This is a genomic window from Corynebacterium sp. HMSC05E07, from assembly GCF_001807225.1.
Lineage (GTDB): Bacteria > Actinomycetota > Actinomycetes > Mycobacteriales > Mycobacteriaceae > Corynebacterium > Corynebacterium singulare.
Genome location: NZ_KV788275.1, coordinates 1 through 25,754, shown reverse-complemented (window position 1 = coordinate 25,754; position 25,754 = coordinate 1). Strand labels below are relative to the sequence as shown.

Here is a 25,754-nt window from a genome sequence, read left to right as displayed (position 1 = left end):
GGTTTAAAGCATGAACAGCCAACACGAATTCGTCCTCCGCACAGTAGAAGAACGCGATATCCGCTTTATTCGTCTGTGGTTTACCGACATCCTGGGCGCATTGAAGTCCGTGGTGATGAGCCCCTCCGAATTGGAATCTGCATTTGAAGAAGGCGTTGGCTTCGATGGTTCATCAGTCGAAGGTTTCTCCCGCATTTCTGAGGCTGACACCATTGCGATGCCAGATCCGTCGACGTTCCAGATCATGCCTTTCGACAAGGATGAACCTGAGCTGCTGTCGGCACGGATGTTCTGCGATATCGCGCAGCCTGATGGTCAGCCCTCGATGGTGGACCCGCGACACATTTTGCGACGACAGGTCACTGAGGCTGCAAATGAAGGATTCACGTGTATGGCATCGCCTGAAGTGGAGTTCTACCTTCTCGAGGATGCCCGGGACATTAACAGGTTGGTTGCCACCGACAATGGCGGGTACTTTGACCAAGCGACTCATGACAATGCGCCGAGCTTCCGTCGGCGCTCCATGTACGCACTGGAGTCTATGGGCATCGCCACGGAATTTAGTCACCATGAAACCTCTCCTGGGCAGCAGGAAATCGACTTGAGGCACGCAGACGTACTAGCGATGGCGGACAATATTATGACCTTCCGCTACGTCATTAAGGAGGTCGCTTCGCAACAGGGCGTTCACGCCACCTTCATGCCCAAGCCGTTTGAGCATCGCTCGGGTTCCGGTATGCACACGCACCTGAGTCTCTTTGAAGGGGACTCGAATGCGTTCCACGACCCGGATGATGAGTTCTCCCTTTCGGAGACTGCGAAGCAGTTCATCGCTGGCATCCTCGAGCACGCTGTCGAAATGACGGCAATCACTAACCAATGGACGAACTCCTACAAGCGGCTCATGTTCGGTAGCGAGGCGCCGGGTTCCGTGACTTGGGGCGTGTCGAATCGCTCCGCGCTCGTCCGTGTTCCTACGTATCGGCTCTCCAAAGAGATGTCTCGCCGGGTAGAGATTCGTTCTTTGGATTCCGCGATGAACCCCTACTTGGGTTATGCGGTTCTTCTTGCCGCCGGTCTGCGGGGTATCAAGGAAGGCTACGAGCTTGGTGATCCTGCAGAGGATGACGTCCACCAGCTGACGCGCCGGGAACGCCGTGCGATGGGCTATAAGGATCTGCCGATGAGCTTGGATCAGGCGCTTCGTGAGTTTGAGCGTTCTGAGTTTATGGCGGAAGTTCTGGGAGAGCACGTCTTTGAATACTTCCTGCGCTCCAAGTGGGATGAATGGCACGAGTACCAGCAGCAGATCACGGCTTTTGAACTTCGCCACAACCTGAACTTCTAGGAGAAGCATGCGTCCTGCATCAGTACCGTCACCAGCAACTCTCGGGCTGACCAGACCGACCGCAGGGGAGGACCTTGCCCGCTTAGGCTGGGACAACGCTGACTCTTTGGATTTGTTGTGGACACTGGCGGCTGCCGGTGACCCAGACTTGGCCTTGAATACCCTCATGAGGGTCTTTGACGGCGCTCCTGAGATTGGCCCGGCACTGCGAGAAGATGAGACATTCCGAGTGCGACTCATCGCTCTGCTCGGAGGTTCTTCGGCTTTTGGAGATCATCTCGCCGCAAACCCCGGCACGTGGCAAGAACTGCAGCGGGCGTTGCCTACTCCCACGGAAATGCTGCATACGCTGCTCACTACGATTGGCGCAGAGCCGGCAACGTTTGCTGAGCAACCGGATCGTCCCGATACTGCCAGCGAGGATCTCACCACGCCGGGTACGTACCGCGCGGAAGCGGGGGAGCACAAAGCACAGCTCAAGACGGTCTACCGCACGCTGATGATGCGCATTGCTGCCCACGACCTGGCAGGAACATTTCATTCTCGAAAAGGACAGTCGCGGCCACAGCCGCGCGTTGGATTCCGCGAGGTGACCAGGCTGACAACGGCACTTGCAGACGCAGCACTGACGGCCGCCCTGGCAAGCGCGGTGCGCGTTGTCTACGGCGATGACTCACTCGATGCCCAGTTATCAGTGATCGCAATGGGCAAGTGTGGTGCTGGCGAGCTCAATTACATTTCAGACGTCGACGTCCTTTTCGTCGGCTCGGAGGCCACACCGCGAGTAACCCGACTAGCTTCAGAATTTAACCGAATCGGTTCAGCGTGTTTCTTCGAGGTCGATGCAAACCTTCGTCCCGAAGGAAAGTCTGGCGCCTTGGTGCGTACCTTGGATTCGCATATTGCGTACTACAAGCGGTGGGCAGAAACCTGGGAGTTTCAAGCACAGCTCAAGGCCCGCCCCCAGACGGGATACATGCCGTTGGGTAAGGACTATGTGGACAACATCGGCCCCATGGTGTGGACTGCTTCGCAGCGTGAGTCATTTGTTGAGGATGTGCAGGCCATGCGTCGCCGTGTCCTCGATAACGTGCCGGAAGATATGCGTCACCGTGAGCTTAAGCTCGGTGAGGGTGGATTACGTGATGTCGAATTCGCGGTGCAGTTGCTTCAGCTCGTCCATGGGCGCTCCGATGACACTCTTCGCACACTCGCTACGGTGGATGCACTTGCCGCTCTCGTACGCGCGGGCTACGTGGGCCGTGAAGACGGTACCCAGCTCATTGAGGCTTATGAATTCCTGCGCTTGCTGGAACACCGCTTGCAGTTGGAGCGCTTCCGCCGCACCCACACTATGCCGGCCAGTGATGATGCCAGCGCGCTGAAGTGGCTAGCCCTCAATGCAGGCTTCCACTCCCAAGGGCAGCAATCAGCCGCAGACAGGATGAACGAGCACCTGCGTAAAATTCGTGTGCTGATTTCGGAATTGCACTCGCGCCTGTTCTACCGGCCGCTTCTTAACTCCGTGGCGTCGATGTCTGCAGATGAGCTCAAGCTCTCCCGCGAGGCCGCGCTCCTACAGCTGGCGGCCTTGGGGTATCGCCACCCTGACCGTGCCTTCGAGCACCTCACCTCGCTCGCCGCGGGAAGCTCACGCAAGGCGCGCATCCAAGCTATTTTGCTTCCTACACTGATGGAATGGCTTTCCTTCACGGCAGACCCTGACATGGGCCTGCTGAACTACCGGAAGTTGTCGGAGGCTGCCTATGACAGGAATTGGTTCCTCCGCATGCTCCGTGATGAGGGCGTGGTGGGCCAGCGTCTCATGAAGATCTTGGGCACCTCGCCGTTTACGTCGGAGCTCATCATCAAGGCCCCTGATGTGGTGAAACAGCTCTCTGACGGTGCGGCGGGGCCGAAGCTGTTGGAGACCAAGCCGGAGCAGGTCTCCTCAGCACTCATCAACTCAACGAAACGTCATGCCAACCCAGATAAAGCCGTGGCAGTGGCACGGTCATTGCGTCGCGTGGAGCTTGCCCGCATTGCGTCGGCAGACTTGCTGGGATTCCTTCCTGTACAACAGGTATGCCACGAGCTTTCCACCATCTGGAATGCCGTTTTGGAGGCCGCGTTGCGGGCCGAAGTTCGTGCTTGGCGCCTTGCGGAAGAGGATGCTGAGCCGCCGGCGCGCATCGCGGTGATTGGCATGGGGCGTCTCGGTGGCATGGAGCTGGGATTTGGTTCGGATGCTGACGTCATTGTTGTGGCCGAGCCGACGGAGGGCGTTGAGGAATCGGCTGCGATCTCGTGGGCAATCAGCATCATTGATAAGCTGCGTCGCCGCTTGGCCAAGCCGTCCGGTGACCCACCATTGGACGTTGACTTGGGTCTGCGCCCTGAAGGGCGCTCGGGAGCTGTCGTGCGCTCGATTGAGTCCTATGAGCGTTACTACTCCCGCTGGGGTGAGTCCTGGGAGATGCAGGCCCTCTTGCGCGCTGCCTTTGTCGCTGGCGACAAGGAGGTGGGCGAGCAGTTTATGACCATGATTGATGGATTCCGCTACCCAGCAGATGGCGCGAGTGAAAAGACTCTGCGGGATATACGCAGGATGAAAGCGCGGGTTGATAATGAGCGCCTGCCTCGTGGCGCAGACCGTAATACCCACACCAAACTGGGCCGTGGAGGCCTCACCGATATTGAGTGGACCGTGCAGCTCTTGCAAATGATGCATGCTCACGAAGTGCCGGAACTGCATGATCCGTCCACGCTCCGCGTGTTGGATGCGCTGGAGGAGCATGAGGTTATTCCTGCTTCACACGTCCAGGACCTACGTGAGGCGTGGCTGTTGGCCACTGACGCACGAAATGCACTCGTCCTCGTGCGTGGCAAACGCGTAGACCAGCTTCCAGCACCCGGCCCACAGCTAGCTCAGGTCGCCGGTGCATCCGGCTGGGCGCCGGAGAATAACCAGGAATTTCTCGAGCACTATCTCAAAGTCACTCGCCATGCCCGCAAGGTGGTGGATGAGGTGTTCTGGGGAGAAACGGAATCCTTTGAACACGATTAATGAGAACAACAAGATTCAGATCTCAGGGTTATCCCTGAACTTGCTGCTAAACCCTGTTCTTTCCCGTGCGAAAGCGATACTCTGAGGAGCAAACGGAATGAAAGGTTTTCCCTTCTCCGCAGTGCCCCTCCCAAACCGAAGGATTACCAGACCATGAGCTTAAACCTTTCTCTCGACCTTGCCGGTGCTACGCTGGCTGACCTTGAAGCATTCCTCGCTGCAGCGCGTGCCGCTCACAGCGATCCGAAGGCGGAGCTCAGCGTGGAAGGAACGGTGATGCGGGTGGACGTCGATAAGCCGCGCGTGCGCCCAGTGGAACCGCAGCCGGAGAGGCGCCCACGCACCGGCATGGATCGCCCAGTGGCAGAAAGCACCATTCGCTCGATCATTGATGCACTTTCTGAGCGTCTAGATCCGCCGTACCCACCGCGCGGAAGTTCCTTCGGAACTTTTGGCCCTGATATGGATTAAACCGTAGGAACGAGGGCGCATTAGAGTGATGGGCGTGAAGTCCAAGCAAATAATCGCCGTGTGGATTGTGGTGGTGCTCGCAGTCCTAGCGGTTGTTGGTGTTGGCTGGTGGTTTACTGAGCGGCAACATACCCCGGAGGATTTTTTGACAGTGCAGGACGTTGTTAACGGCGGCGTGCCCCAAGACCAGTCGGTCAATGTGAATGCGGATTCAGCGGAGAAAGACCGCATTGTGGCGCTAGCAGAAGCGCTCGGAATTCCTGCGGAGTCGGTGCCACGTGGCATCCTGTCGGTGTCGACTGATGTTTACCGCTCCCGCCAGGTCCTGCAAGGAGAGCTGAAAAAGGCCGTAGAGAGCGGGACCATCACAAAGGACGATGCTGCAGGCACTCTTGCCGCCTTCGACGCCGGCATTGTTACCCCAGCGATGGGGCCCATCATCGCAGAATCTACCCCAGCAGATTAGAGAGCGCGCAGCGACTGGCAGAGACTCGGCAGAGACCCGGCATGGTGCTGGCAGGCGGGGTGCTTAGTCTCAAACGCACACATAACGAAACGGTAAAGGTGGTGCGTTGAGATGGAGAAACGTCGACGGTTACGAGAGCTCCTGCGGACGGTATGCGGGGTCAGCCTCGCCATCCTCGTTCCCATCGGTGGGGGATTAGGGATGTTTGCGGTGGCAAATGGGGTGCCCCTGGAGATGCAGATCAACACGCTGCCCTGGGGCTAGCCCACCTGCACGATGGTGGTGCGCGGGCGCGTGTCGCCACCCCGTCTGCGCAGGATATGGGTGATGATGACGCCCACGATGCCCACGCCCCACACGCCCAGCACTGCCCAGGCAGCTAGGCGGAAATCATGCATGGGATACGCAGGGCCATGGCCCAAGTGGTCCAGAAACACGCCGAAAAGCTGCGCACCCAGCATAGAGGAAATGAACCCACCCATATTGCCCAAACCGGTTGCGGTGGCGACAACGCTGCGCTCGAGGTTTTCGCGCACAATGTCGAACCCATAATTCGCCACCGGCGTGCACAGGGAGACCAAGCTGATGAGGATGAACAGGGACAGGTAGCTTCCGCCGGCGAGGAAGAAGACGACCCACACCGCGATATGGACAGCGACGAAGCTGAGGGTAAGCCATGGGCGGTACCCGCTTGCCCGTGAGGAGAGCTTGCCGTGCAGAGGGCCGACCAGAACCATGCATACGCTAAACCACGTCAGAACCCAGCCGGCTTCCGTCTTGGAAAAGCCCAGGCCAGCCGTCATCATCGGCATACCCCACAGCATGACGAAAACATTAGTGGCTGCCAAGCCTACCCAGTGGATGAAGAAGGCCTGCCAGGCTACTGGGGAGCGCAGCACGGTGGCTAGCAGCGAGCCAAGACCGTGGGACCCAGAATTGGGGCGTTCTTTTGGAGTCTTAACAATGCCGAGGGATTCCGGAGAGTCCGCCACCGCTACCGCGGCAGCCACAGCGATGAGGATGCCCACCGCGCCCAGCGTGACAAACGCCGTGGTCCATCCGGCCCAGCCCAGAACGAGGGAGAATGGGATGGCGGACATGAATTGGCCCAGCTGACCTAGCGAGGAGGTCACCTGGGTAAACATGGGGGTGCGGTGCAGTGGGAACCAGTAAGGGAGGATGCGCATTACTGACAGGAAGGCGGTGGCATCGCCCGCACCGATTAATATGCGGGCAGCGATGGCCACCCAGTAGTTCGTGGTAAAACCCAACACAACTTGGCCTAGGCCCATGATGACCGAGCCGATAACAAGCAGGCGGCGCGGACCGAATTTATCAATGAGCATGCCGGTGGGGATTTGTGCGAGGGCGTAGACGCCCAGCTGAACCGAGGTAAACACCGCAATGCGTGAGGCGTCCACTTCGAAGCGGTCGATGGCTTCCAGCCCGGCCACGCCAAAGGATGTGCGCCCGGTCATCGCCACGATGTAGACCAGCATGGCTGCTACCCAAACAGAGAGAGCTTTGGTAGTGATGACTTCGCGAGGATGAGGGGCTGACATGGCTGATACTTTACGCCGCACCCACTAAGATGCAGGGGGTGAAGTACATTTCGACCCGAGACACCGACCGCCAGCCGGCCTCCTTTACGGACATCCTCCTCGGAGGTTTGGCTCCTGACGGAGGCCTGTACCTGCCGGAATCCTATCCCCGTATCGATGATGCCACCCTGACCGCGTGGCGTCAGACGCTCGCGGAGGGCGGCTACGCGGCGCTGGCCGCAGAGGTGCTGAAGCTCTTCGTGGATGACATCCCGAAGGATGACCTCGAGGGCATTGCGCAACGCGCTTACACTTACCCCAAGTTTGCCCATGAGGAGATCGTCCCCGTCAGCGAGCTGGGGGAGGGACTGTACATCGGTCACCTCTCGGAAGGCCCCACAGCCGCCTTCAAGGACATGGCCATGCAGATGCTCGGTGAGCTCTTCGAGTACGAGCTGGCACGCCGCGGTGAAACACTCAACATCCTGGGCGCTACCTCGGGCGATACCGGCTCCTCTGCTGAATATGCCATGCGTGGCCGCCATGGTATCCGCGTCTTCATGCTGACCCCGGCTGGGCGGATGACGCCGTTCCAGCAGGCACAGATGTTTGGGCTCGATGACCCGAATATCTTCAACATCGCCCTCGACGGGGTCTTCGACGACTGCCAGGACGTAGTCAAGGCTGTGTCGTCCGATGCCAACTTCAAGGCGCAGCACCGCATTGGTGCCGTGAACTCCATCAATTGGGCTCGCCTCATGGCGCAGATTGTCTACTACATCAACTGCTACCTCAAGGTCACCACGGAGAATGCCCAGAAGGTTTCCTTCAGCGTGCCCACCGGCAACTTCGGCGACATTTGCGCGGGCCATATCGCTCGCCAGATGGGCTTGCCCATTGACCGCCTCATTGTCGCGACGAATGAGAATGACGTCCTCGATGAGTTCTTCCGCACCGGCAGCTATCGCCCGCGCTCTTCTGCGCAGACACACAAGACTTCCTCGCCGTCCATGGATATTTCCCGCGCCTCCAACTTCGAGCGCTTTGTCTTCGACCTGCTGGGCCGCGATGCCGCCCAGGTCGGCGAGCTCTTCGGCGTGAAGGTCAAGGAGGGCGGTTTTAGCGTGGACAAGGATGCTCTCGACGCTGCGCGCCAGGAGTATGGCTTCCTGTCCGGCGCTTCCACACATGCTGATCGCCTCGCCACCATCAAGGATGTGCACGAGAAGTATGACGTCCTTGTTGATCCGCACACCGCCGATGGCATCAAGGTGGCCCGCGCGGTCAAGGATGAACATGGCGTAGAGAGCCCCATCGTGTGCTTGGAAACTGCCCTGCCGGTGAAGTTCTCTGAGACCATCGCGGAGGCCATCGGTACCGAGCCGGATGTCCCCGAGCGTTTCGCGGGCATCATGGACGCCGAGCGCCACGTCAAGGACTTGCCCAATGACGCAGGTGCGGTGAAGGATTACATTACGGCGTCGATTAGCAGCACGGAGGTCTAAACCCATGGGACAAGAGCAATTTTCAGGCCCGGAATACTTCACCGAGTTTGACCCGGAGAAGTTTATCCGTGACATGAAGCAGGTTGCGGAGATGGAGAAAGAGAAGAACTCGAAGGCGGAAGAGGCTAGCCCAGAGCAGGATGACTAGGCGTTTCCTCCTCGGCGTGGTGTGCGCCATGAGCCTGGGGGTGGCGGCCTGCGTACCTGCGGAGGATAACTACTCCGAGGCAGGCAGCGCCCCGTACACAACCGTTGTGCCGTCGACACCACGGGCAGAAAGCCCGAGCTCGTCGCCGGTTCCTCCAGGTACCGCCCTGGACGTCAGCTCCCGTGAGCCCGTGCCCGGTGAGAACTTTGATTTCAACCTGTGCACGGTGGCCTGGAGCTTTGTGCTTGATGACGCCCGCACGATCGCCGTCACCGCTTCCCATTGCGGCGAGCCCGGCGATACGGTGTGGGCCGGCAATGCGGAGGGGGAGTTTACGTACCCTGCCGATCCGGTGGGCAGTATTATCTATTCGGACTTGTCTGCCCCAGACACGCATGGGCTGGACTTCGCCCTCGTAGAGATCTCCCGTCAGGCGGAGTTCTACTCCCCACAGGACATGCCCACCTCCGTAGCTGCGGCGGGGGAGAGTGCCTTGCCTGCGGAGGTGTGCAAGCTAGGGCGCATCACAGGAGAGACCTGCGGGCAACTAACGCACCGCGAAGGTCCTGGCAAGCTCACCTATGCTGAGCGCACGGTGGATACCGTTTCTGCGCGGGCGCAAGCCTGCTCGGCCCGCGGCGACTCCGGTGCGCCGGTGTACGGTGCACCAGGGATCCCACAGGAAGGTGTCATCGTGGGGGTGCTATCGGGCACGACGGATGCGGACATCGATGGCGTTGATTGTGCGAACGGTGCTGGCGCCGAAATGTCCTTCACGGTGGCCGCGGACATCGAAGCAGTCCTCCCGGAGATTCTGGACAACCTGTGACCCAGTAGGATAAGGTCCATGCCCACTCCTGAGTATATTCTGTCCCTGCGTGAGAAAATTGGCCACGACCAGCTTTTTCTTCCCGCCGTCACCGCGGTGATCGTGCGTGCGGTACCAACTGGCTCAGCTATCTGGGAGCTGCCGTCGGTGCTCTTGGCCCAACGCGCTGATAACGGAAACTGGGCTCCGGTCTCCGGTATTTGTGAGCCGGGGGAGGAGATCACTACGACGGCGCTGCGGGAGGTTAAGGAAGAAATCGGCATCGATGGGCGCATTGAAGCCCTCCTCGGTGTGGGCCAGGTTGGGCCCGTGACCTTTCCCAACGGGGATCAGTGCATGTTTATGGATACCGCTATCCGCGTGTCCGTTCCGGATGATACCGAGCCTGTCGTGTCAGACGACGAAAATCTCGATGCGCAGTGGTTTTCCGTGGCGCAGATGCCAACGTCCGTCAGTGCTCGCCACCGCATGATCATCGGCGATGCGGTAGCGCAGATGAAACACCCCCAGGGTTTTCGCCCGCGGATGGGTTACGTCAAGCGTAACCAGTAAGCCAGCTCCGCAGATTCGGTGACGACAATGACCTCACCATCCACGATGGACTCTTCCAGTTCTTCCTTAGTAATCCAGGGGCTGTGCTTGTCGACGCCCACGATGACCCGCTCCGCCACCGTTATCAGCAGGCGCCCGTGGGAGGAGAGGGTGAGGAAGAGGGGGACGTCGCCAAGCGCATAGCTCCACGCAGTGGCGTAGACATCCCGCGCACCTGGCCCCAAGTAGGAGGTCTCCAGCAGGAGCTGACCGCGGCGCAGGTAGATGCCCTCGCGCGGGAAGCCCCCGAGCACCTCCCGCACAGCGTCAACGTTGGCGTGGTCGAGGGCAATGAAGGTTACTGGGGGCGTCATGGCAAACCTGGGGATGAAGGTAGTTTCCTTGGGGGAATTATAAAGTATTAGCAGAGGCTCATGAATGTGCTTGATGTGTGGACTGCGTCATTCTTATGGTGGGGCCATGATGACACACGCACTGAAGAAAGCAACCATTGCCACCGCCTTTGTCGCGCTGACCGGAAGTGCTCTCGGCACCGGCGCGGCCGGCGCGGCCGAGCCGACCTCCACCGGACCCCTCGGCTCCAGCTCCGCCCAGCTCAACAAGTTGAGCTCCACCATCCTAGACCACAAGGATGGCAGCCAGGAAGGCAACAAGGGCGACGAGCAGGGCTCCGGCCTCATTGAGAAGTATGAGGAAGTCGAGGGTCTAAAGGATTTGCTTCCGGCCGATGAAGCACAGAAGGCTATTGAAGGAACCTTCACGGCAAAGAAGAACGATGCCATATCGATCACCTTCGACAAGGACGGAACCCTGTCCTTCAACGACGGCTGCAATCAGGGCACGGGCACTTACCACTTTGATCAGACCAACGCTATCGTCATTGAAAATCTCGCTGAAACCAGGATGGCGTGTGAAGAGTCGGTGATGGCTGATGCCCAGGATTTCAAGTCGATTCTGGACATCAAGCCCGTCGTCTTCCCGGTCGACGATTCCACTTACGCTCTCGGCGCTCAGGGCATCGTCATTCAGTTTGTCAAGTCTGAGGGCAAGTAAAAATTCGACACTAGCGGTCGGCCTAAAACAGGCTGGCCGCTTCTTTTCTGCCCCCATGAGGGGCAGCATGCTAGGCCATCACGAGCACCGGAAGAGCGCGGGTGATGACCATCAATTGCGGCGGAGTGCCTGCCTAGGAGGAAATGCTTTCCTTGGAGAAAGTATAAAGTTCTCGCGCAAACTCATCAAAAGCCTTGAGGTGTGAGTGCGGTGCTAGTTAGGGTGAAACCATGATGACACACACACTCAAGAATGCGACCATTGCAACCGCGCTAGCAGCACTAACCTGTGGCTCTCTCGGCACCGGCGTTGCTGGTGCTGTGGAATCCGCCCCCACCAATCCCTTCGGCTCCAGCTCCAGCCAGCTCGCACAGTTGAGCTCCACGATCTTTGGCGGCCAAGATGATGAGAAGGGATCCGGCCTCGTTGAAAAGATCGACGATGTCGAGGGCCTGAAGGAACCACTCTCCGCCGACGAGGCCACCAAGGTTCTCCTCGACGGTCCGTTTGAAGCCAAGAAGAACAAGAATGTCAGCATTGGCTTCCAGGAAGACGGCACCGTTGGCCTTGATGACGGTTGCAATGGCGGCAGCGGAACGTACACGGTCAATGAGAAGACTGGCGCCGTGGAATTGAAGGACGTCATGGCCACGACGAAGGGCTGCGAACAGTCCGTCATGGAGGATGCACGGGCATTCAATCTTGTCATGACCAAGCCGCAGGTCTACGTCATTGATGACTCGACCATTGCCTTTGCCGCTCAGGGCCAGGTCATTCAGTTTGTTAAAGCTGCGGAGTAAATAAACTGCACTGTACGGTGGCTAGCGCGCGACGGGCTGGCCACCTTCTTTTGCGTTCTCAGCAATTCGGCGGCCTTCGATAGCCCAGCTGACGAAGCGGCTGGAGCACGCTGTCCAGTGAGCAATGAGCAAAATAGGCAGGCTTAGGGAGATGAGATCCAAAAGCTGAGAGCCGTTGACAAGCGCGACTTGATGGCCTCCCATGCTCACCGTCCCCGGCGGGAAGGTGCACGCCCACCAAGCTGGCGTGTACTCGGTCCACCGAGCAATGTTGGGGTAGAACTTTGCCATTGCCCACAGCGCGAGGGGAATGGCAATCACCATGGCGGTGAGGCCGTAGTACACGGAGAACTTACCGGGGTAGAGGATCTGCATGGCGGTGGTGGACTGTCCCACCACACCGAGCGGCACCCAGGCTGTGGCGGAATTCGCGCCCTCGAGGTTCACCTTGCCGTGCCAGGCGGCCCAGTAGACGCGGATGAACGTTGGTACCGCCGTCAGAATCGACATGGCAAAGAAGGCGGTGCCCATGACGTGGTAGATCTGGCCGTAGTCGCGGGCGCAGAAACCGGCGACGGAAGAGGAAATCATCGGGCCCACCAGCGGCAAACCCCACGTAAATCGGGGCTCTCCATCGAAGCGGGTGAGCTGAATGGCCCATGTGATGACGGTGACGGGGGCACCAATCCAGAAACCGACGAGACGGAAAATCGGCATGCCTGTCAGACCCGACAGCGCTGCGCCGAGCGCCAAAATGCCGATGAAGTACATCGACCACTCCGCCATCGTGGTGCGCGCGAAGCTGGGCTGACGGTAGTGCGCAAAGCCAATCGTGAGCACCAAGAAGATGACGCAGGCGATACCCGCAAAAAGTGCCGAGCCGATCATGATGCCGTCCTCAACGAGGAGGCGAGAGACGATCGACGTACCCATGAGGCTGCCTCCCCACGCGGGGCCAGGCGGCGGCAATTGGCGGAATCTATCAGTCACAGATGGCATAGTAGTTTCTTTCGATCCTGTACGCCCCATCCTGAAGGCCAAAAGCGCGGTGAGTTTTCACTGATTTGTTGTATGCAGTTGCTGAGGACACAAGGCGGTGTGTCGTGCGTGGCTGAAAGTGGAGATGCGTGACCGGCGACCCCTTGCCTAGTTGTAGATTGTCCCGTCCGGGTCGGCAGCTCGGACTACCTCTTCTACCGCAGAGCACAGGGCAGGGTCAGTGATGTATCCATCTTGGCAGCCGTGGTAGGTCTGTATTTCTCCTGAGGTGGGGTTACGTGCGCCATTGTCAGCGGTGCCGTAGCCGCATTCTGCTGCCGAGCCTACGCATTCCTTACTATCTACTGGGGCGGACTGGTGTTCATCGTCCAGGACCTGTTCTCCCTCTTGAGTGTCGAAGCACCATTGGGAGTAGGAAACTGAGCCGTCTGACCAGCGGGCAGAGCCGGGGGATCCGTCGAGACACTCAACAACGGTCGGCTCCGCACTCGGGGCGTCCTTTTCCTGTCGAGCGTTGTCTGGGACTGTGGGATCCGGTGTTCGGGCTTGGTCTGAGGTGGAGGTTTCGGCTTGGATGGAGCTTTCCTCCGAGGTGGAGTTTGGCGAGGTTGAGGCTGTACTACTGGACAGCGCACTAGAGGTAGAAGGGACGGGGTGTGGTGTTTCTTCTCTGGGGCTGCTGCATCCAGCGACGGCGAGAACTGTAGCGGCGAGAATGAGGGTGTGCTTTTTCATACTGCTTGCCTTTTCATGGGGAAGTTGCCGTGTGCTTCTATTTCTACTCGCCCAGAAGAGCCCCGGGTGAGTTCGCCGGACCAAGCTGTGGACACTGGCATGTGAATTATAATGTGCCATTTTGGGTTGAGTGACGCGCTGGTTCCACACACCCTTAGAATTCGCCGTCCGCTGAACACATGAAAAATCCCTGGCCTGCCCAAACGGCCAGACCAGGGAATCCTGCGAGATTAGCAGTCGTAGTACATCTCAAACTCCAGCGGAGTCGGACGCAGGCGAGACGGCGCGATCTCGTTCTCACGCTTGTACTCGATGTAGGTCTCGATGAGGTCCTCAGAGAAGACATCGCCCTCAGTCAGGAAGTCATTGTCTTCCTCCAGCGCGGCGAGAGAAGCTTCCAGGGAGGTCGGGGCCTGCGGGATGGAGGCAGCCTCTGCCGGCGGAAGCTCGTAGAGGTCCTTATCCACCGGAGCATGCGGCTCGATGCGGTTCTTCACACCATCCAGGCCGGCCATCATCATGGCAGCGAAACCCAGGTACGGGTTACCGGACGGGTCCGGTGCACGGAACTCGATGCGCTTAGCCTTCGGGTTGGAACCGGTAATCGGGATGCGGATAGCAGCAGAACGGTTACGCTGCGAGTACACCAGGTTGATCGGGGCCTCGAAGCCTGGAACCAGACGGTGGTAGGAGTTCAGCGTTGGGTTGGTGAACGCCAGCACAGCCGGGGCGTGGGCCAAGATGCCGCCGATGTAGTAGCGGGCCATGTCAGACAGCCCAGCGTAGCCAGCCTCATCGTGGAAGAGCGGCTGGCCGTCCTTCCACAGGGACATGTGGGCATGCATACCAGAACCGTTGTCACCAGCCAGCGGCTTCGGCATGAAGGTGACGGTCTTGCCGTACTGCTCAGCGGTGTTTTTGATGATGTACTTAAAGGTTTGAATATCATCCGCCGCGTGCAGCAAGGAGTCGAAGCGGTAGTTGATCTCGTTCTGGCCGCTGCCTACCTCGTGGTGGAAACGTTCAATGGCGAAGCCGGCCTTCTGTAGCTGCTGCACCATGGCATCGCGGACTTCGCCGTGCTTGTCGACGGGCGCGGTGGGGAAGTATCCGCCCTTCACGCGAGTCTTGAAACCGGTGTTCGGGGTGCCATCGAAGTTGGTCTCGGAACCACGGTTCCACCAGCCCTCATCGGTGTCCACCTCGTAGAAACCGTTGTGCACTTCAGTGCCGTAGCGAACAGAGTCAAAGATGTAGAACTCTGCCTCTGCGCCGAAGTTGCAAGTATCGGCGATACCGGTAGAAGCGAGGTACTCCTCGGCCTTGCGGGCGATGTTGCGCGGGTCGCGGCTGAACGACTCGAGAGTAAACGGATCGTGGACGAAGAACTTAATGTTCAGGGTCTTCGCGGTGCGGAACGGATCCACGAAAGCCGTGGTCGGATCCGGCAGGAGGGTCATATCCGACTCATCGATGGTGGTGAATCCGCGGATGGAGGAGCCATCGAAAGCGAGGCCCTCAGCGGCCGCGTCCTCGGTGAACTCATCTGCTGGAATGGAAAAGTGGTGCTCGGCGCCGGGAACGTCCGTGAAGCGGATGTCAACGAACTTGACGTCCTCTTCCTTGATGAATTTGACGACGTCCTGGATTGTCTCGAAGGACACGGTTGTCTCCTGTTGGTTGACCTGTAGTACTCCCGATCAGTTTACAGGTAGTGAGCCCACCACTGGGGCAGGTGGGGTAGGCAATGGGAAATTTCATCCCGTTACCGCCCGCCGACTAGATTGGTGGGCATGGCAGACAACAAAGATGGCTTCGGGCCGGGGGAGTGGCCCGGAAAGGATCTCGGCCTCCCCAAGGAGGGGGCAGGTGCACTCGCCTCCGTGATGCGCCGCACAGGGGGCGTGCTCATAGATTGGCTTTTGGCCATGCTCATAGCGAACCTTCTTGAGCTATTCACCAGTTCTCTTGGCGGGCCTGCCTTTCTTGGCTATGCGGTCTGGGCTGTCATGGGCATTGTGTGCGGCTGGCTCTTTGCCCGCACCCCGGGGATGCTCATTCTTGGGATGGGCGTGGCCCGACTGGATGAGCCGGGTGCCACTGTGGGCTTCTGGCGCGCTGCTGTCCGCACGCTGCTCACCGGTGTGCTTTTCCCAGCCGCAATGGTGGACGCCGATGGCCGTGGCCTCCACGACCGCGCCACTGGCACCGCCGTCATCATGGCCTAAAACCAGCTATCATGCCTAAAACCAGCTTCTGGCTGGCCTATGGTCGGAGGTTGTCGAAGTTTTCCAGCCGTTGCCCGGCTAGACGGCATCTTTCATAAGGCATGTGCTGGAAGGTGTTTTCACACCTGAAAACACCTTGTAGGCCCTCTAGATGGTGTTTTCAGCCCCAAAGATGCCGTCCAGCAGATGCCATCGAGACGTGCAGCAGATGCCATGAAGAATCCACATGGTGTGGCCTATGAACTTCTCGCTGAGGCTATGTCAGAGCAAGAAACAAAATGAGAAAGGTCCCTTTCCCACTCGGAAAGGGACCTGTCTCATGAACGGAGGACGGTGGCTTACTTGCCGCCCTTGCGCTCCTGCATACGGCGCATACGACGGTTCATACCGGACATGTTCTGAGCCTGGCGCGGCATGGGGCCCTTCGGCAGGCCCGGGGTGGTGCCGGGGAGATCATCCATGGCCTCAATGCGGCGGATGTTGTCGTAGGTCTCGTTCTTGTTGAAGTTGCGCGGGAGCTTCATGATGTGGCTGCGCAGCTTCGATACGGGAACCTCGTCGTCACCGTTGCCGACGAAGACCTCGTACACCGGCACGCCACCGGCGAGGCGGTCGACGCGCTTCTTCAGGCGGTTAAGTGTGGGGCCAACGCGCTTGCGGTCGCCCTCGACAACGAAGATGACGCCGGAGTTGCCGATGACGCGGTGGATGAGATCCTGCTGGCGGGTTGCGGCCACGCCGGTCTTGACCTTCCACACCACACCAACGGTGTTACGCAGCTGCTGCTCAAGCGCCCACCCGGCGGCACCAGGTTGGTCCTCGACCTGCTTGTACATGTCGCGCTCAAGGCGGCGGGTGAACAGGAACATCGCGAGGATGGCGCCGATGCCCAAACCCAGAATGAGCATGAACCACTGGCCGTTGAAGAGCCAGCCAATGAGGAAGAAGAGCAAGCCCATGCCTAGGAAGGCAGCGAGCATGATGGGGATGAGCGCCTTGTCCTGCTTGCGCTGCATGTTGAACGCTTGCCACATCTGTGACCGGGTCTGCTTGCGCTTAGCGCGCTTTGCCGCGCGCTCCTGCTTCTTCGCTTCCTTTAGCGATGCCTTGTCGTCGTTAGCCATGGCTCCTACTTTAAAGGTCAGAGGATTAAAAAGGGAAACGCCTAGCGGATCGTCGACGCAGCAGAGTCGGCACCCGCCGGGGTCTTGACCATGCGCGTGGTTACCGGGGTCTCCTCAGATGGGCCGTACTTCTCAATCAGGGTGGACGCCTCCTGGGCGGTAGCGCCCTGGGAGGTCTCCGCCAAGTGCTTGAGGTTCTCTGGCAGCTCGAGGCCGCGGGCCTCCATGGCCTGGACGTAGAGGCGGCCGGCGCGGTAAGAGGAGCGAACCAGCGGGCCAGACATGACGCCGCCGAAGCCGAGCTCCTTGGCCAACTTGGAGTGCTCCACAAACTCCTCCGGGCGCACCCAGCGCTCAATCGGGTGGAAGCGGGGACCCGGGCGCAGGTACTGCGTAATCGTGATGATGTCGCAGCCTACCTCGCGCAAGTCACGCAGCGCCTCCTCGATCTCCTCCGCGGTCTCACCCATACCGAGGATGAGGTTGGACTTGGTGATCAGTCCGAACTCGTGGGCCTGACGGATGACGTCGAGGGAGCGCTCGTAGCGGAAAGCCGGGCGGATGCGCTTGAAAATGCGCGGAACGGTCTCCAGGTTGTGGGCGAAGACCTCCGGGCGAGCCTCGAAGACCTCCTGGAGCAGATCCGGCTTGCCGGAGAAGTCCGGGGTGAGGTTTTCTACACCGGTGTGCGGGTTGAGCTCGTGGATTTTGCGGACCACCTCGGCATACAGCCAAGCGCCCTCGTCCGGTAGATCGTCACGAGTGACGCCGGTGATGGTGGTGTAGTTAAGATCCATCTCCTGGATGTTTTCGGCCACGCGGCGAGGCTCGTCACGGTCCAGCTCTTCCGGTTTGCCGGTGGCGATGTCGCAGAAGTCGCACCGGCGGGTGCACTTGTCACCGCCGATGAGGAAGGGGGCCTCACGCGATTCCCAGCACTCGTGGATGTTGGGGCAGCCGGCTTCCTGACACACCGTGTGCAGGGAAGCCCCGGCAACGCGGGATTTCATATCCTCGTAGCCCGGTCCCGTGCGGACCTGGTTGCGAATCCAGCGCGGCTTCTGTTCGATGGGCGACTCCGCATTCTTTTTCTCAATGCGGAGCATCTTGCGTCCTTCAGGCTTTACAGTCACAAAAACTCACTTTACGCGTCGGTGTGTGCTCTTCCTAATACAATCAAAGGCCCATAAGCCTTTATTCCCCGGGGTGGGCCTCCTTCTGTGCTTGGCGGGCTTGACGTGCCTTTTCATTGGCCACCTTGATGGGATCGGGGGCGGAGGCGAAGGTGTGGTCCGCCACGGTGAGTTCACCGGAAAGAGCCTTCTGTAGGGCGTCGAGAAGCGGGGCCTCTGCCTCGTCCATGGTCACCTCGCGGCCGAGTTCTAGAGAGAGGGTGGAGACGTCGGCGTCGTCGATACCGCAGGCCACGATGTGCTCGTAGTACTCCAAGGTATTGGTGCAGTTGAGCGCCAAACCATGCATCGTCACGCCACGAGTGATGCGGATGCCCAAGGCGCCGAGCTTACGGTCACGGGTAGGGGCGGTTGGGTCGGCGGCACGGGTCGTGGATGGGACCCACACGCCGGAGCGGCCGTCGATGCGTCCAGCAGTGGTGACACCCAGTTCGCGGACGGCCTGAATGATGGCTTCTTCGAGGCGGCGGACATAGTCCACGACGTCAACCGGCTCCGCCAGCTTGATGATGGGGTAGACCACGAGCTGGCCCTCGCCGTGCCACGTGATGCGGCCGCCGCGGTCAACGTCGATGACCGGCAGACCGTTATCCGGCATATCCTCTGGCTGCGTGCGCTTGCCGGCCGTGTAGACGTTAGGGTGCTCCACCACGAGGATGACATCACCCTGCGTGCCCGCCGCCCGCGCCGCCGCGAGCTCAGCCTGCAGATCCCAGGTTTCCTGGTAACCCATGCGGCCCAGGTGGCGGATCTCCAGTGGCTCGGCGGAAGCACGGATGGAGCGATCAGCGGGGAAAAATGGTTCGCGGGGAGCAGTCATGGCAACCCATGGTAGTCCTCGCGTCGCCAGAACTTTTAAGCGACTCCGTTAGCGGAGGCGTACTCCTCAGCGGTCATGAGCTCGCCGGCCTCGGTGACCTCAACTTCGAAGAGCCAGCCCTCGCCGAACGGGTCGTTGTTGATGACGGCGTAGTCATCGTGAACATCCTCGTTGACGGCGGTGACGGTGCCAGTGACCGGGGAGTAGAGATCAGAGACGGACTTGGTGGACTCGACCTCACCACAGGTCTCGCCGTGCTCGACGGTGTCACCCACGGCCGGCAGCTCAGCAAAGACAACCTCGCCCAGACGGTCAGCGGCGACGGAGGTGATGCCGACGCGAACGGTGGCGCCGGCCACGGAGTCAGCGGTGGCATTGATCCACTCGTGGTCCTCGGAGTAGGAGAAATCAGAAGGAAGGGTAGCCATTGGAAGGGGGTCCTTTCAGTAGATGAATTCAGTAGGGAGTTTACTTCTCACGCTTGTAGAACGGCAGCGCGGAAACCTCGAAGGGGTAGCGCTTGCCGCGAATATCCACCTCGACGGCTGTTCCCGGCTCGAGACCAGCTGCGGTATCGAGAAGAGCGAGCGCTACTGGGTGCCCCAAGGTGGGGGAGGGCTGGCCAGAGGTGACGGTGCCGACCTTCTTCTCGCCCACGAAGACCTCGGAGCCAGCACGAGCAGCACGGCGCTGGGAGGAGATGAGGCCGGTGATGACAGCCTTCGGGCCTTCCTCCGCACGCTGGCGCAGTACCTCAGCACCGACGAAGTCCTGCTCCTTCTTGGCAAAGGCGCGGGCCATGCCAGCCTCTACCGGGGTGATGTCACGGGTCAGTTCGTTGCCGTAGAGCGGCATGCCGGCCTCCAAGCGCAGGGAGTCGCGGGCTGCCAGACCACAGGGCTGGAGGCCGTACTCTTCGCCGGCCTTGAGCAGTTCTTCCCACAGTTCCGGGGCATCGGAGTTGTAGACGATGAGCTCGAAGCCATCCTCACCGGTGTAGCCGGTGCGGCAGATGAATGCGTACTTGCGGGCCACCTTGCCGGTCATCGCGGCGTAGTAGGGCAGATCCATGACGGCCTGCTGCTTGGTGTCCTCCACCAGCGGGACGAGGATTTCCATTGCCTTCGGCCCCTGGACGGCAATCATGGCTACGTCACGGGACTCGTTCTTCAGATCCACATCAAAGCCCTCGGCGCGTTCGTTCAGGGCCTCCCACACTGCGTCGGCATTGCCGGCGTTCGGGACGACGAGGAACTTGGTCTCCTCTAGGCGGTAGGAGATGAGGTCATCCATGATGCCGCCGTCGTCGGCGCAGATCATGGAGTATTTCGCCTTGCCCACCTTGAGGGTCGTGAGGTTTGAGATGAAGCAGTAGGACAGGAATTCGGCGGCATCCGGGCCGTTGACCCAGATTTCACCCATGTGGGAGAGGTCGAAGAGTCCGGCGGCGTTACGGACGGCGCGGTGCTCGTCCAGCTCGTTGTCGTACTTCAGCGGCATGTCCCACGGTCCGAAGGCCGTGAAGGTGGCGCCAAGCTTCTCGTGCTCGGCGTGCAGCGGGGAGTGCAGTTGGTCAGTCATGAATTAATCCTCCTGGGTGTTCTCATCGGAGTAGTCGAAGGCCTCGGGCGGCGGGCAGCTGCACATGAGGTTGCGGTCACCGTACGCCTCATCGATGCGGCGCACTGGCGGGAAGTACTTGCCGCGGCGCAGCGATGCCACCGGATAGGCGGCCTGCTGACGGCTGAAGTTAAAGCCCCAGTCATCAGCGGCGACAGCCTCTGCGGTAAAGGGCGCGTGGTGGATGACGGAGTCCTCGTAAGTCACCGAACCGTCGATGATCTCCTGAATCTCAGCGCGGATGGAGCGCATTGCCTCGATGAAACGATCCAGCTCGCCCAGGTCCTCGGACTCGGTGGGCTCCACCATAAGTGTGCCGGCCACCGGGAAGGACAAGGTCGGGGCATGGAAGCCGTAGTCCACGAGGCGCTTGGCCACGTCGGCGGCGGTGACACCGGAGGCGTCGGTAAGCTCGCGCAGGTCAAAGATGCATTCGTGGGCCACCAGGCCCGCGTTGCCGGTGTACAGCACCGGGAAAGAATCCTTGAGGTTCTGCGCCAGGTAATTCGCACCGAGGATGGCATGGCTCGTGGCATCGGTAAGGCCCTGGGAACCGATCATGGCCAGGTAAGACCAGGAAATCGGCAGCACACCGGCCGAACCATAGCGCGTAGCCGTGGACGGCACGCCCCCGCCATCCTGCGCCGGCTGGGAGGGATCGAGCTGTGGATCGTTGGCGTCGGTAGGCAAGAAGGGAACCAAGTGCTTGGCGACGCCCACCGGGCCCACACCCGGGCCGCCACCGCCGTGCGGGATGGTGAAGGTCTTGTGCAGGTTGAGGTGAGAGACATCGCCACCGAAAGCACCCGGACGGGCCCAACCGGCCAGTGCGTTCATGTTCGCGCCATCAATGTAGACCTGGCCGCCGGCCGCGTGAACCTTGTCGCAGACCTCGCGGACCTCGGGATCGAAGACACCGTGGGTAGAGGGGTAGGTAATCATGATGCCGGCAACGTGTTCGCCGTGCTGCTCAATCTTGGCGTCGAGGTCAGCGACGTCGATGGAACCATCATCAGCGGTTTTGACCACCACGACGCGCAGGTTGGCCAGCGTAGCCGAAGCCGCATTCGTGCCGTGGGCAGAAGCTGGGATGAGAATGACATCGCGGCCGTGGTCACCATTGGCCACGTGGTAGCGGCGGATAGCCAGCAAACCGGCGAGCTCGCCCTGGGAGCCCGCGTTGGGCTGAATGGAGACCTGGGCGTAGCCCGTGATTTCTGACAGCCAAGCCTCAAGCTCTTCAATGAGCGCGCGCCAGCCGGCGGTGGTCTCTTCTGGGGCGAAGGGGTGGATACCCGCGAACTCCGGCCAGGAAATGGGCTCCATGGCGGAGGTGGGGTTGAGCTTCATCGTGCACGACCCCAGCGGGATCATGGTGCGATCAAGCGCCAGATCCTTATCGGCCAGGGTGCGCAGGTAACGCAGCATCTGGGTTTCGGAGTGAATGGAGTTGAAGATCTCGTGCTGCAGCGGTTCCTCAGAGCGCTGCACCGAGTTCGGGATGCCGAAGGAGGAGGAACCCGTGGCTGCTTCCTCAGGGATATCGGAGGCCTGCGCGCCGAAGGCCTGGGCCAGTGCGGCCACGTCCTCGTTGGTGGCGGATTCACCAAAGGAGACCGCAACCTTGTCCGCGCCAATTGCGCGCACCAGGTAGCCCCGCTCTTGCAGCTGCGACTTGATGGCCGCGGCATCCACACCGGTCACAGTGACGGTGTCGAAGAACTCGCGGGAAACCAGCTCCTTGCCGGCGCCGCTCACGGCCTGGGCGAAGGCCGAGGCACGGTCATGGACGCGCTGCGCGATGTCCTTCAGCCCCTTCGGGCCGTGGTAGACCGCGTACATGGAAGCCACGTTGGCTAGCAGTGCCTGGGCAGTACAAATATTAGAAGTCGCGCGTTCGCGACGGATGTGCTGCTCACGGGTCTGCAGTGCGAGGCGGTAGGCCGGGCGGCCAGCAGCATCCTTGGACACGCCGACGATGCGTCCCGGCATCTGGCGCTTGAGCTTCTCCGTCACAGCCATGAAGGCTGCATGCGGGCCGCCAAAGAAAAGCGGAACACCGAAGCGCTGCGAGGAGCCGAGGACGACGTCCGCGCCCATCGCGCCGGGGGCTTCAAGGAGGAGCAAAGAGAGCGGATCAGTCACTACGGCGGCAAGCGCACCGCGGGTGTGCAGTTCCTCAATCACCGCACGCGGATCAACAATGTCACCCTCGGTACCGGTGTATGCCAGGATGGCGCCGACAAGGTCCTCACCAACGATGCCATCGCGGACATCGGCGATTTCCACCTCGAGTTCAATGGCGCGGGCGCGCTCCGCAGCCACGGCGAGAACCTGCGGGTGAAGGCGGGAATCGAGCAGAACGCGACGGCCCTTCTTCACCGCGCGAGCCATGAGGCCCACGGCTTCGGCGGTGGCGGAGGCCTCATCAAGCAGGGAGGCATTCGCAATGGGCAGACCGGTCAGGGACTCGATCATGGTCTGGAAGTTGAGCAGGGCTTCCAGGCGGCCTTGCGAAATCTCCGGCTGGTAGGGCGTGTAGGCGGTGTACCAACCGGCATCCTCCAGCAAACCGCGGCGGATGACCGCGGGGGTGAGGGTATCGGAGTAGCCCTGGCCGTAGAAAGACTTCAGCACGACGTTCTGCGAGGCGTACTCGCGCAGCTTGGCCTGGGCATCGTCCTCACTCAGCGCCTCCGGAAGATTGAGAGACTCAACGGCGCGGATGGTGGTGGGGAGGGCGGCATCGACAAGCGCCTCAACGCTGTCATAGCCCACGGCCTTGAGCATCGTCGCACGCTCGGCTTCATTGGGGCCGAGATGACGAGAGATGAAATCCATGTGTTTGAACTCCTTCGTGGCGTTAGTCAGTATGGCCTAAACCGCCTTTTAGTATAAGGCGTGGCGTATGACATTAACCCCGGCTACCCCTGGCTTTAATGCCCAACCATCCAGCGGTTACTGCGGCGACTACCAAGCCGAGAATAAACGCGGAGGAATAACCCACCGCAGGCCCCAGAAGCGACAGGATGAAGGGCGCGAAGAAGCCGAGATAGGTGAGCGAATAAAACACCCCCGTCGCCGCGCCGAGCTGATCCGGGTGCGCAATCGCCTGCGTTTCCGCCAAGCCCGTGAGCATACCGATGCCGTAGGAACTGCCCATGACAATCGCCGCAATCGGCAACAACGCTACAACCCAGCCGTGGTGCGCGGCGGCAAGGATGACCAGACACAACCCCATGCCGAGGGCGGCGAGCACCATGCCGTGGAAAGGCGTCATTCGAATGCGGCCGGCAAGCTGCTGGATGATGACACCACTTCCCATAGTCACCATGGCCATGAGCCCCGCTACCAGGATGGGACGGTCCAGGTGCTCACTGAGCTGCGAAGGCAGGAAGACGAAGGTTGTGGTGACCGTGCCAAAGACCCATGGCGCATACGCGATGACGTGTAGATAACGCGGGGTTAGCAGACTAGTGGGGAAGAAAGGCTGGCGGGTGGTCCGCCCCGAAGTGGTGGGGAGCTCTGGGACCATCCACACCAGGGGAACCACAACCAGCGCGAGTGCGATATGGAAAAGGTAGGGAAGCACCGTGGGCCACGGCAGGTACTGCGCGCTAAGGCCCGCCATGCCGGGGGCCAGCGCAAAGCCGGAGGATAAAGCAACGGAGGAACGCTTGGCGCCGACGTGCACGTGCGTACTGAGCTCCTTAATCCACGCTGCTCCCGAGGACATGGCCATGCCCACGGCTGCGCCAATGCACAGTCTGCCGATTAACAGCGGCAGAAACGCACCGTGGAAGCCGAGAAGCAAGATGAGCGAGCCTGCCGTGGTGGTCAGAACTGCTGGGCGCATAACCGCACGGCGCCCGAACGAATCGGACAGGGGCCCGGCTATGAAAAGAGCCAGCATGATCCCGAAGGCGTAGATGCCGAAGAGGAACGTTGTGTGCAGAATTCCCAAGGGCGTGGTGAGTTGATAGACCACCACCATGGGGGCGAAGAGGTTGGCGCCGCACGCTACGAGAAACATGCCGAGAGCAATGCGGAACCACTTCTGAGAAACCATGCGGCCCAGTCTAGTGTGCTGAATCACATCCGGTGGTTGTTTATGTCCACGGAAAACGACGAAGCTCCCCGCGCCGAAGCACGGGGAGCTAGGACACTCTAAGAACTAGAGGTTGAGATCTGCGGAGAAGTCCGCAGTCTCAAGGCGGTCCTTGATGGTCGTGATGAAGCGACCAGCGTCGGCACCGTCGACCACCTGGTGGTCGTAGGTGAACGGCAGGTAGCACATCTGGCGGATAGCGATAGCATCCTGGCCGTCCTCGGTCACCACAACAGCACGCTTGGTGATGGCTGCGGTGCCCAGGATGCCGGCCTGCGGCGGAACCAGAATCGGGGTATCCAGCAGGGCGCCCTCAGAACCGATGTTGGTCACGGTGAAGGTGGCACCAGTGAGGTCGTTCGGCTTGAGCTTGTTGTTGCGGGCCTTGTCAGCCAGCTCAGCAATCTTCTGCGCGATCTCCGGGAGGGAGAGCTCCTGAGCCTTGTGGATGACCGGAGTCAGCAGGCCCTTCGGGGTGTCCACGGCGATGGCCACGTTCACGTCAGCGTGGTACGTCATCTCCTTAGTCTCCGGGTTGTAGGAGGCGTTCACGTTCGGGTGGGACACCAGTGCCTCAACGGTGGCCTTCACAATGAACGGCAGGAAGGAGAGGTTGGCCTCGTACTTGTCAATGAACGCCTGCTTGGACTGCTTGCGCAGGTCCCAAATAGCGGTCATGTCGACTTCCTGGACGTGGGTCAGCTGAGCGGAGATCTGGAGAGCCTCAACCATCTTGGAGGCCGTGATCTCGCGAATGCGGTTGACCTTCTGGGTGGTGCCGATGAGCTCCTGCTTCTCCGGATCCACGGACTTGGTGGACCAGCGAGCACGCGGGTTGGAAGAGTCAGAGCCAGCAGAGGTTGCCGGAGCCTCGCCCTCGCCTGCAGCAGCCAGAACATCCTGCTTGCGGATGCGGCCACCAACACCGGTGCCGGAGACAGTGGACAGATCCACGCCGTGCTTCTCAGCGAGCTTGCGCACGAGCGGGGTGACGTACGGAATGTTGTCGCCGTTGTTGACCTTGGTGGAGGTCTCCGAAGCCTTCGGCTCGGAGGACGCAGAAGCAGCAGCAGCCGGCTTCTTCTCCTCGGACTTGTCAGCCTTGTCGTCTGCCTTTGGCTCTTCCTTCTTTTCTTCTGCCTTGTCC

At 60.4% G+C, this 25,754-nt stretch carries 24 protein-coding genes; 11 read left to right on the top strand and 13 right to left on the bottom strand.

Annotation, left to right across the window (positions count from 1 at the left end; genetic code table 11):
• The first annotated feature begins 10 nt into the window (after window positions 1-10).
• The 4 genes from HMPREF3149_RS11660 to HMPREF3149_RS11645 all read left to right on the top strand — a co-directional run bounded on the left by HMPREF3149_RS11660 (window position 11) and on the right by HMPREF3149_RS11645 (window position 5,352).
• Window positions 11-1,348 (top strand): glutamine synthetase family protein, encoded by a 1,338-nt coding sequence (locus tag HMPREF3149_RS11660; RefSeq protein ID WP_042531702.1) that lies wholly within the window; start codon window positions 11-13, stop codon window positions 1,346-1,348.
• A gap of 7 nt (window positions 1,349-1,355) precedes the next feature.
• Window positions 1,356-4,415, top strand: coding sequence for a bifunctional [glutamine synthetase] adenylyltransferase/[glutamine synthetase]-adenylyl-L-tyrosine phosphorylase (locus HMPREF3149_RS11655; protein ID WP_070538347.1), 3,060 nt, complete (start codon window positions 1,356-1,358; stop codon window positions 4,413-4,415).
• Window positions 4,416-4,568: 153 nt separating this feature from the next.
• Entirely contained in the window at window positions 4,569-4,886 is a 318-nt protein-coding gene (locus HMPREF3149_RS11650) for a hypothetical protein (RefSeq protein ID WP_070538345.1), read from the top strand.
• A gap of 28 nt (window positions 4,887-4,914) precedes the next feature.
• Window positions 4,915-5,352, top strand: a complete 438-nt coding sequence (locus HMPREF3149_RS11645; protein WP_070538343.1) for a hypothetical protein — start codon at window positions 4,915-4,917, stop codon at window positions 5,350-5,352.
• A 260-nt stretch (window positions 5,353-5,612) separates the two neighbouring features.
• On the opposite strand, the gene HMPREF3149_RS11640 is transcribed toward HMPREF3149_RS11645, so the two are convergent.
• A complete protein-coding gene (locus tag HMPREF3149_RS11640) occupies window positions 5,613-6,914 on the bottom strand; it encodes an MFS transporter (protein WP_070538341.1) in 1,302 nt (433 codons plus the stop codon).
• A 38-nt stretch (window positions 6,915-6,952) separates the two neighbouring features.
• Here HMPREF3149_RS11640 and thrC point away from each other — a divergent pair, with 38 nt between their 5' ends.
• The 4 genes from thrC to HMPREF3149_RS11625 are packed head-to-tail and all read left to right on the top strand — an operon-like array spanning window position 6,953 to window position 9,927.
• Window positions 6,953-8,398 (top strand): threonine synthase, encoded by a 1,446-nt coding sequence (thrC, locus tag HMPREF3149_RS11635; RefSeq protein WP_070538339.1) that lies wholly within the window; start codon window positions 6,953-6,955, stop codon window positions 8,396-8,398.
• Between the two features lie 4 nt (window positions 8,399-8,402).
• Complete coding sequence (locus tag HMPREF3149_RS13695; protein ID WP_168162219.1) at window positions 8,403-8,546, top strand: hypothetical protein; 144 nt, start codon at window positions 8,403-8,405, stop codon at window positions 8,544-8,546.
• Entirely contained in the window at window positions 8,539-9,375 is an 837-nt protein-coding gene (locus HMPREF3149_RS11630; RefSeq protein WP_246820008.1) for a trypsin-like serine protease, read from the top strand. Before HMPREF3149_RS13695 ends, HMPREF3149_RS11630 begins: the two co-directional genes overlap by 8 nt.
• An 18-nt stretch (window positions 9,376-9,393) precedes the next feature.
• Window positions 9,394-9,927 (top strand): NUDIX hydrolase, encoded by a 534-nt coding sequence (locus HMPREF3149_RS11625; RefSeq protein WP_070538337.1) that lies wholly within the window; start codon window positions 9,394-9,396, stop codon window positions 9,925-9,927.
• Here the strand turns inward: HMPREF3149_RS11625 and HMPREF3149_RS11620 are convergent.
• Window positions 9,906-10,280 (bottom strand): hypothetical protein, encoded by a 375-nt coding sequence (locus HMPREF3149_RS11620; protein WP_070538335.1) that lies wholly within the window; start codon window positions 10,278-10,280, stop codon window positions 9,906-9,908. The genes HMPREF3149_RS11625 and HMPREF3149_RS11620 overlap by 22 nt on opposite strands.
• A 106-nt stretch (window positions 10,281-10,386) precedes the next feature.
• On the opposite strand from HMPREF3149_RS11620, the gene HMPREF3149_RS11615 reads away from it, so the two are divergent.
• Together HMPREF3149_RS11615 and HMPREF3149_RS11610 are read left to right on the top strand one after the other, a co-directional pair.
• Window positions 10,387-10,980 (top strand): META domain-containing protein, encoded by a 594-nt coding sequence (locus HMPREF3149_RS11615; protein ID WP_246820007.1) that lies wholly within the window; start codon window positions 10,387-10,389, stop codon window positions 10,978-10,980.
• A 230-nt stretch (window positions 10,981-11,210) separates the two neighbouring features.
• Entirely contained in the window at window positions 11,211-11,780 is a 570-nt protein-coding gene (locus HMPREF3149_RS11610) for an META domain-containing protein (RefSeq protein WP_070538330.1), read from the top strand.
• A 21-nt stretch (window positions 11,781-11,801) separates the two neighbouring features.
• On the opposite strand, the gene HMPREF3149_RS11605 is transcribed toward HMPREF3149_RS11610, so the two are convergent.
• From HMPREF3149_RS11605 to glnA, 3 genes are all read right to left on the bottom strand, one after another.
• On the bottom strand, window positions 11,802-12,779 hold the full coding sequence (locus HMPREF3149_RS11605) for an SLAC1 family transporter (protein WP_083280869.1): 978 nt from the start codon (window positions 12,777-12,779) through the stop codon (window positions 11,802-11,804).
• 147 nt (window positions 12,780-12,926) lie between these two features.
• Entirely contained in the window at window positions 12,927-13,514 is a 588-nt protein-coding gene (locus HMPREF3149_RS13485; RefSeq protein WP_141741526.1) for a hypothetical protein, read from the bottom strand.
• Window positions 13,515-13,744: 230 nt separating this feature from the next.
• Window positions 13,745-15,178 carry a type I glutamate--ammonia ligase gene (gene glnA, locus HMPREF3149_RS11600; RefSeq protein ID WP_070538327.1) on the bottom strand — a complete coding sequence of 478 codons (1,434 nt, stop codon included), beginning with the start codon at window positions 15,176-15,178 and terminating at the stop codon, window positions 13,745-13,747.
• Window positions 15,179-15,307: 129 nt separating this feature from the next.
• Between glnA and HMPREF3149_RS11595 the strand changes: the two genes are divergently transcribed.
• Complete coding sequence (locus HMPREF3149_RS11595) at window positions 15,308-15,742, top strand: RDD family protein (protein WP_042531661.1); 435 nt, start codon at window positions 15,308-15,310, stop codon at window positions 15,740-15,742.
• Between the two features lie 338 nt (window positions 15,743-16,080).
• Here HMPREF3149_RS11595 and HMPREF3149_RS11590 read toward each other — a convergent pair whose 3' ends face one another.
• The 8 genes from HMPREF3149_RS11590 to sucB form a co-directional block, all read right to left on the bottom strand.
• A complete protein-coding gene (locus tag HMPREF3149_RS11590; protein WP_042531635.1) occupies window positions 16,081-16,866 on the bottom strand; it encodes a DUF4191 domain-containing protein in 786 nt (261 codons plus the stop codon).
• A gap of 41 nt (window positions 16,867-16,907) precedes the next feature.
• Window positions 16,908-17,972, bottom strand: coding sequence for a lipoyl synthase (lipA, locus tag HMPREF3149_RS11585; RefSeq protein WP_070538325.1), 1,065 nt, complete (start codon window positions 17,970-17,972; stop codon window positions 16,908-16,910).
• A gap of 88 nt (window positions 17,973-18,060) precedes the next feature.
• Window positions 18,061-18,879 carry a lipoyl(octanoyl) transferase LipB gene (lipB, locus tag HMPREF3149_RS11580; RefSeq protein ID WP_070538323.1) on the bottom strand — a complete coding sequence of 273 codons (819 nt, stop codon included), beginning with the start codon at window positions 18,877-18,879 and terminating at the stop codon, window positions 18,061-18,063.
• A gap of 35 nt (window positions 18,880-18,914) precedes the next feature.
• Complete coding sequence (gcvH, locus tag HMPREF3149_RS11575; RefSeq protein WP_070538321.1) at window positions 18,915-19,307, bottom strand: glycine cleavage system protein GcvH; 393 nt, start codon at window positions 19,305-19,307, stop codon at window positions 18,915-18,917.
• Window positions 19,308-19,347: 40 nt separating this feature from the next.
• Window positions 19,348-20,460 carry a glycine cleavage system aminomethyltransferase GcvT gene (gcvT, locus tag HMPREF3149_RS11570; RefSeq protein WP_070538319.1) on the bottom strand — a complete coding sequence of 371 codons (1,113 nt, stop codon included), beginning with the start codon at window positions 20,458-20,460 and terminating at the stop codon, window positions 19,348-19,350.
• A 3-nt stretch (window positions 20,461-20,463) separates the two neighbouring features.
• Window positions 20,464-23,340 (bottom strand): aminomethyl-transferring glycine dehydrogenase, encoded by a 2,877-nt coding sequence (gene gcvP, locus HMPREF3149_RS11565; protein WP_070538317.1) that lies wholly within the window; start codon window positions 23,338-23,340, stop codon window positions 20,464-20,466.
• Between the two features lie 73 nt (window positions 23,341-23,413).
• Window positions 23,414-24,568 carry an MFS transporter gene (locus HMPREF3149_RS11560; protein ID WP_070538315.1) on the bottom strand — a complete coding sequence of 385 codons (1,155 nt, stop codon included), beginning with the start codon at window positions 24,566-24,568 and terminating at the stop codon, window positions 23,414-23,416.
• A 105-nt stretch (window positions 24,569-24,673) separates the two neighbouring features.
• Window positions 24,674-25,754, bottom strand: a 1,081-nt coding sequence (gene sucB / locus HMPREF3149_RS11555) for a 2-oxoglutarate dehydrogenase, E2 component, dihydrolipoamide succinyltransferase (RefSeq protein WP_070538313.1), incomplete at its 5' end; no start/stop codon positions are given.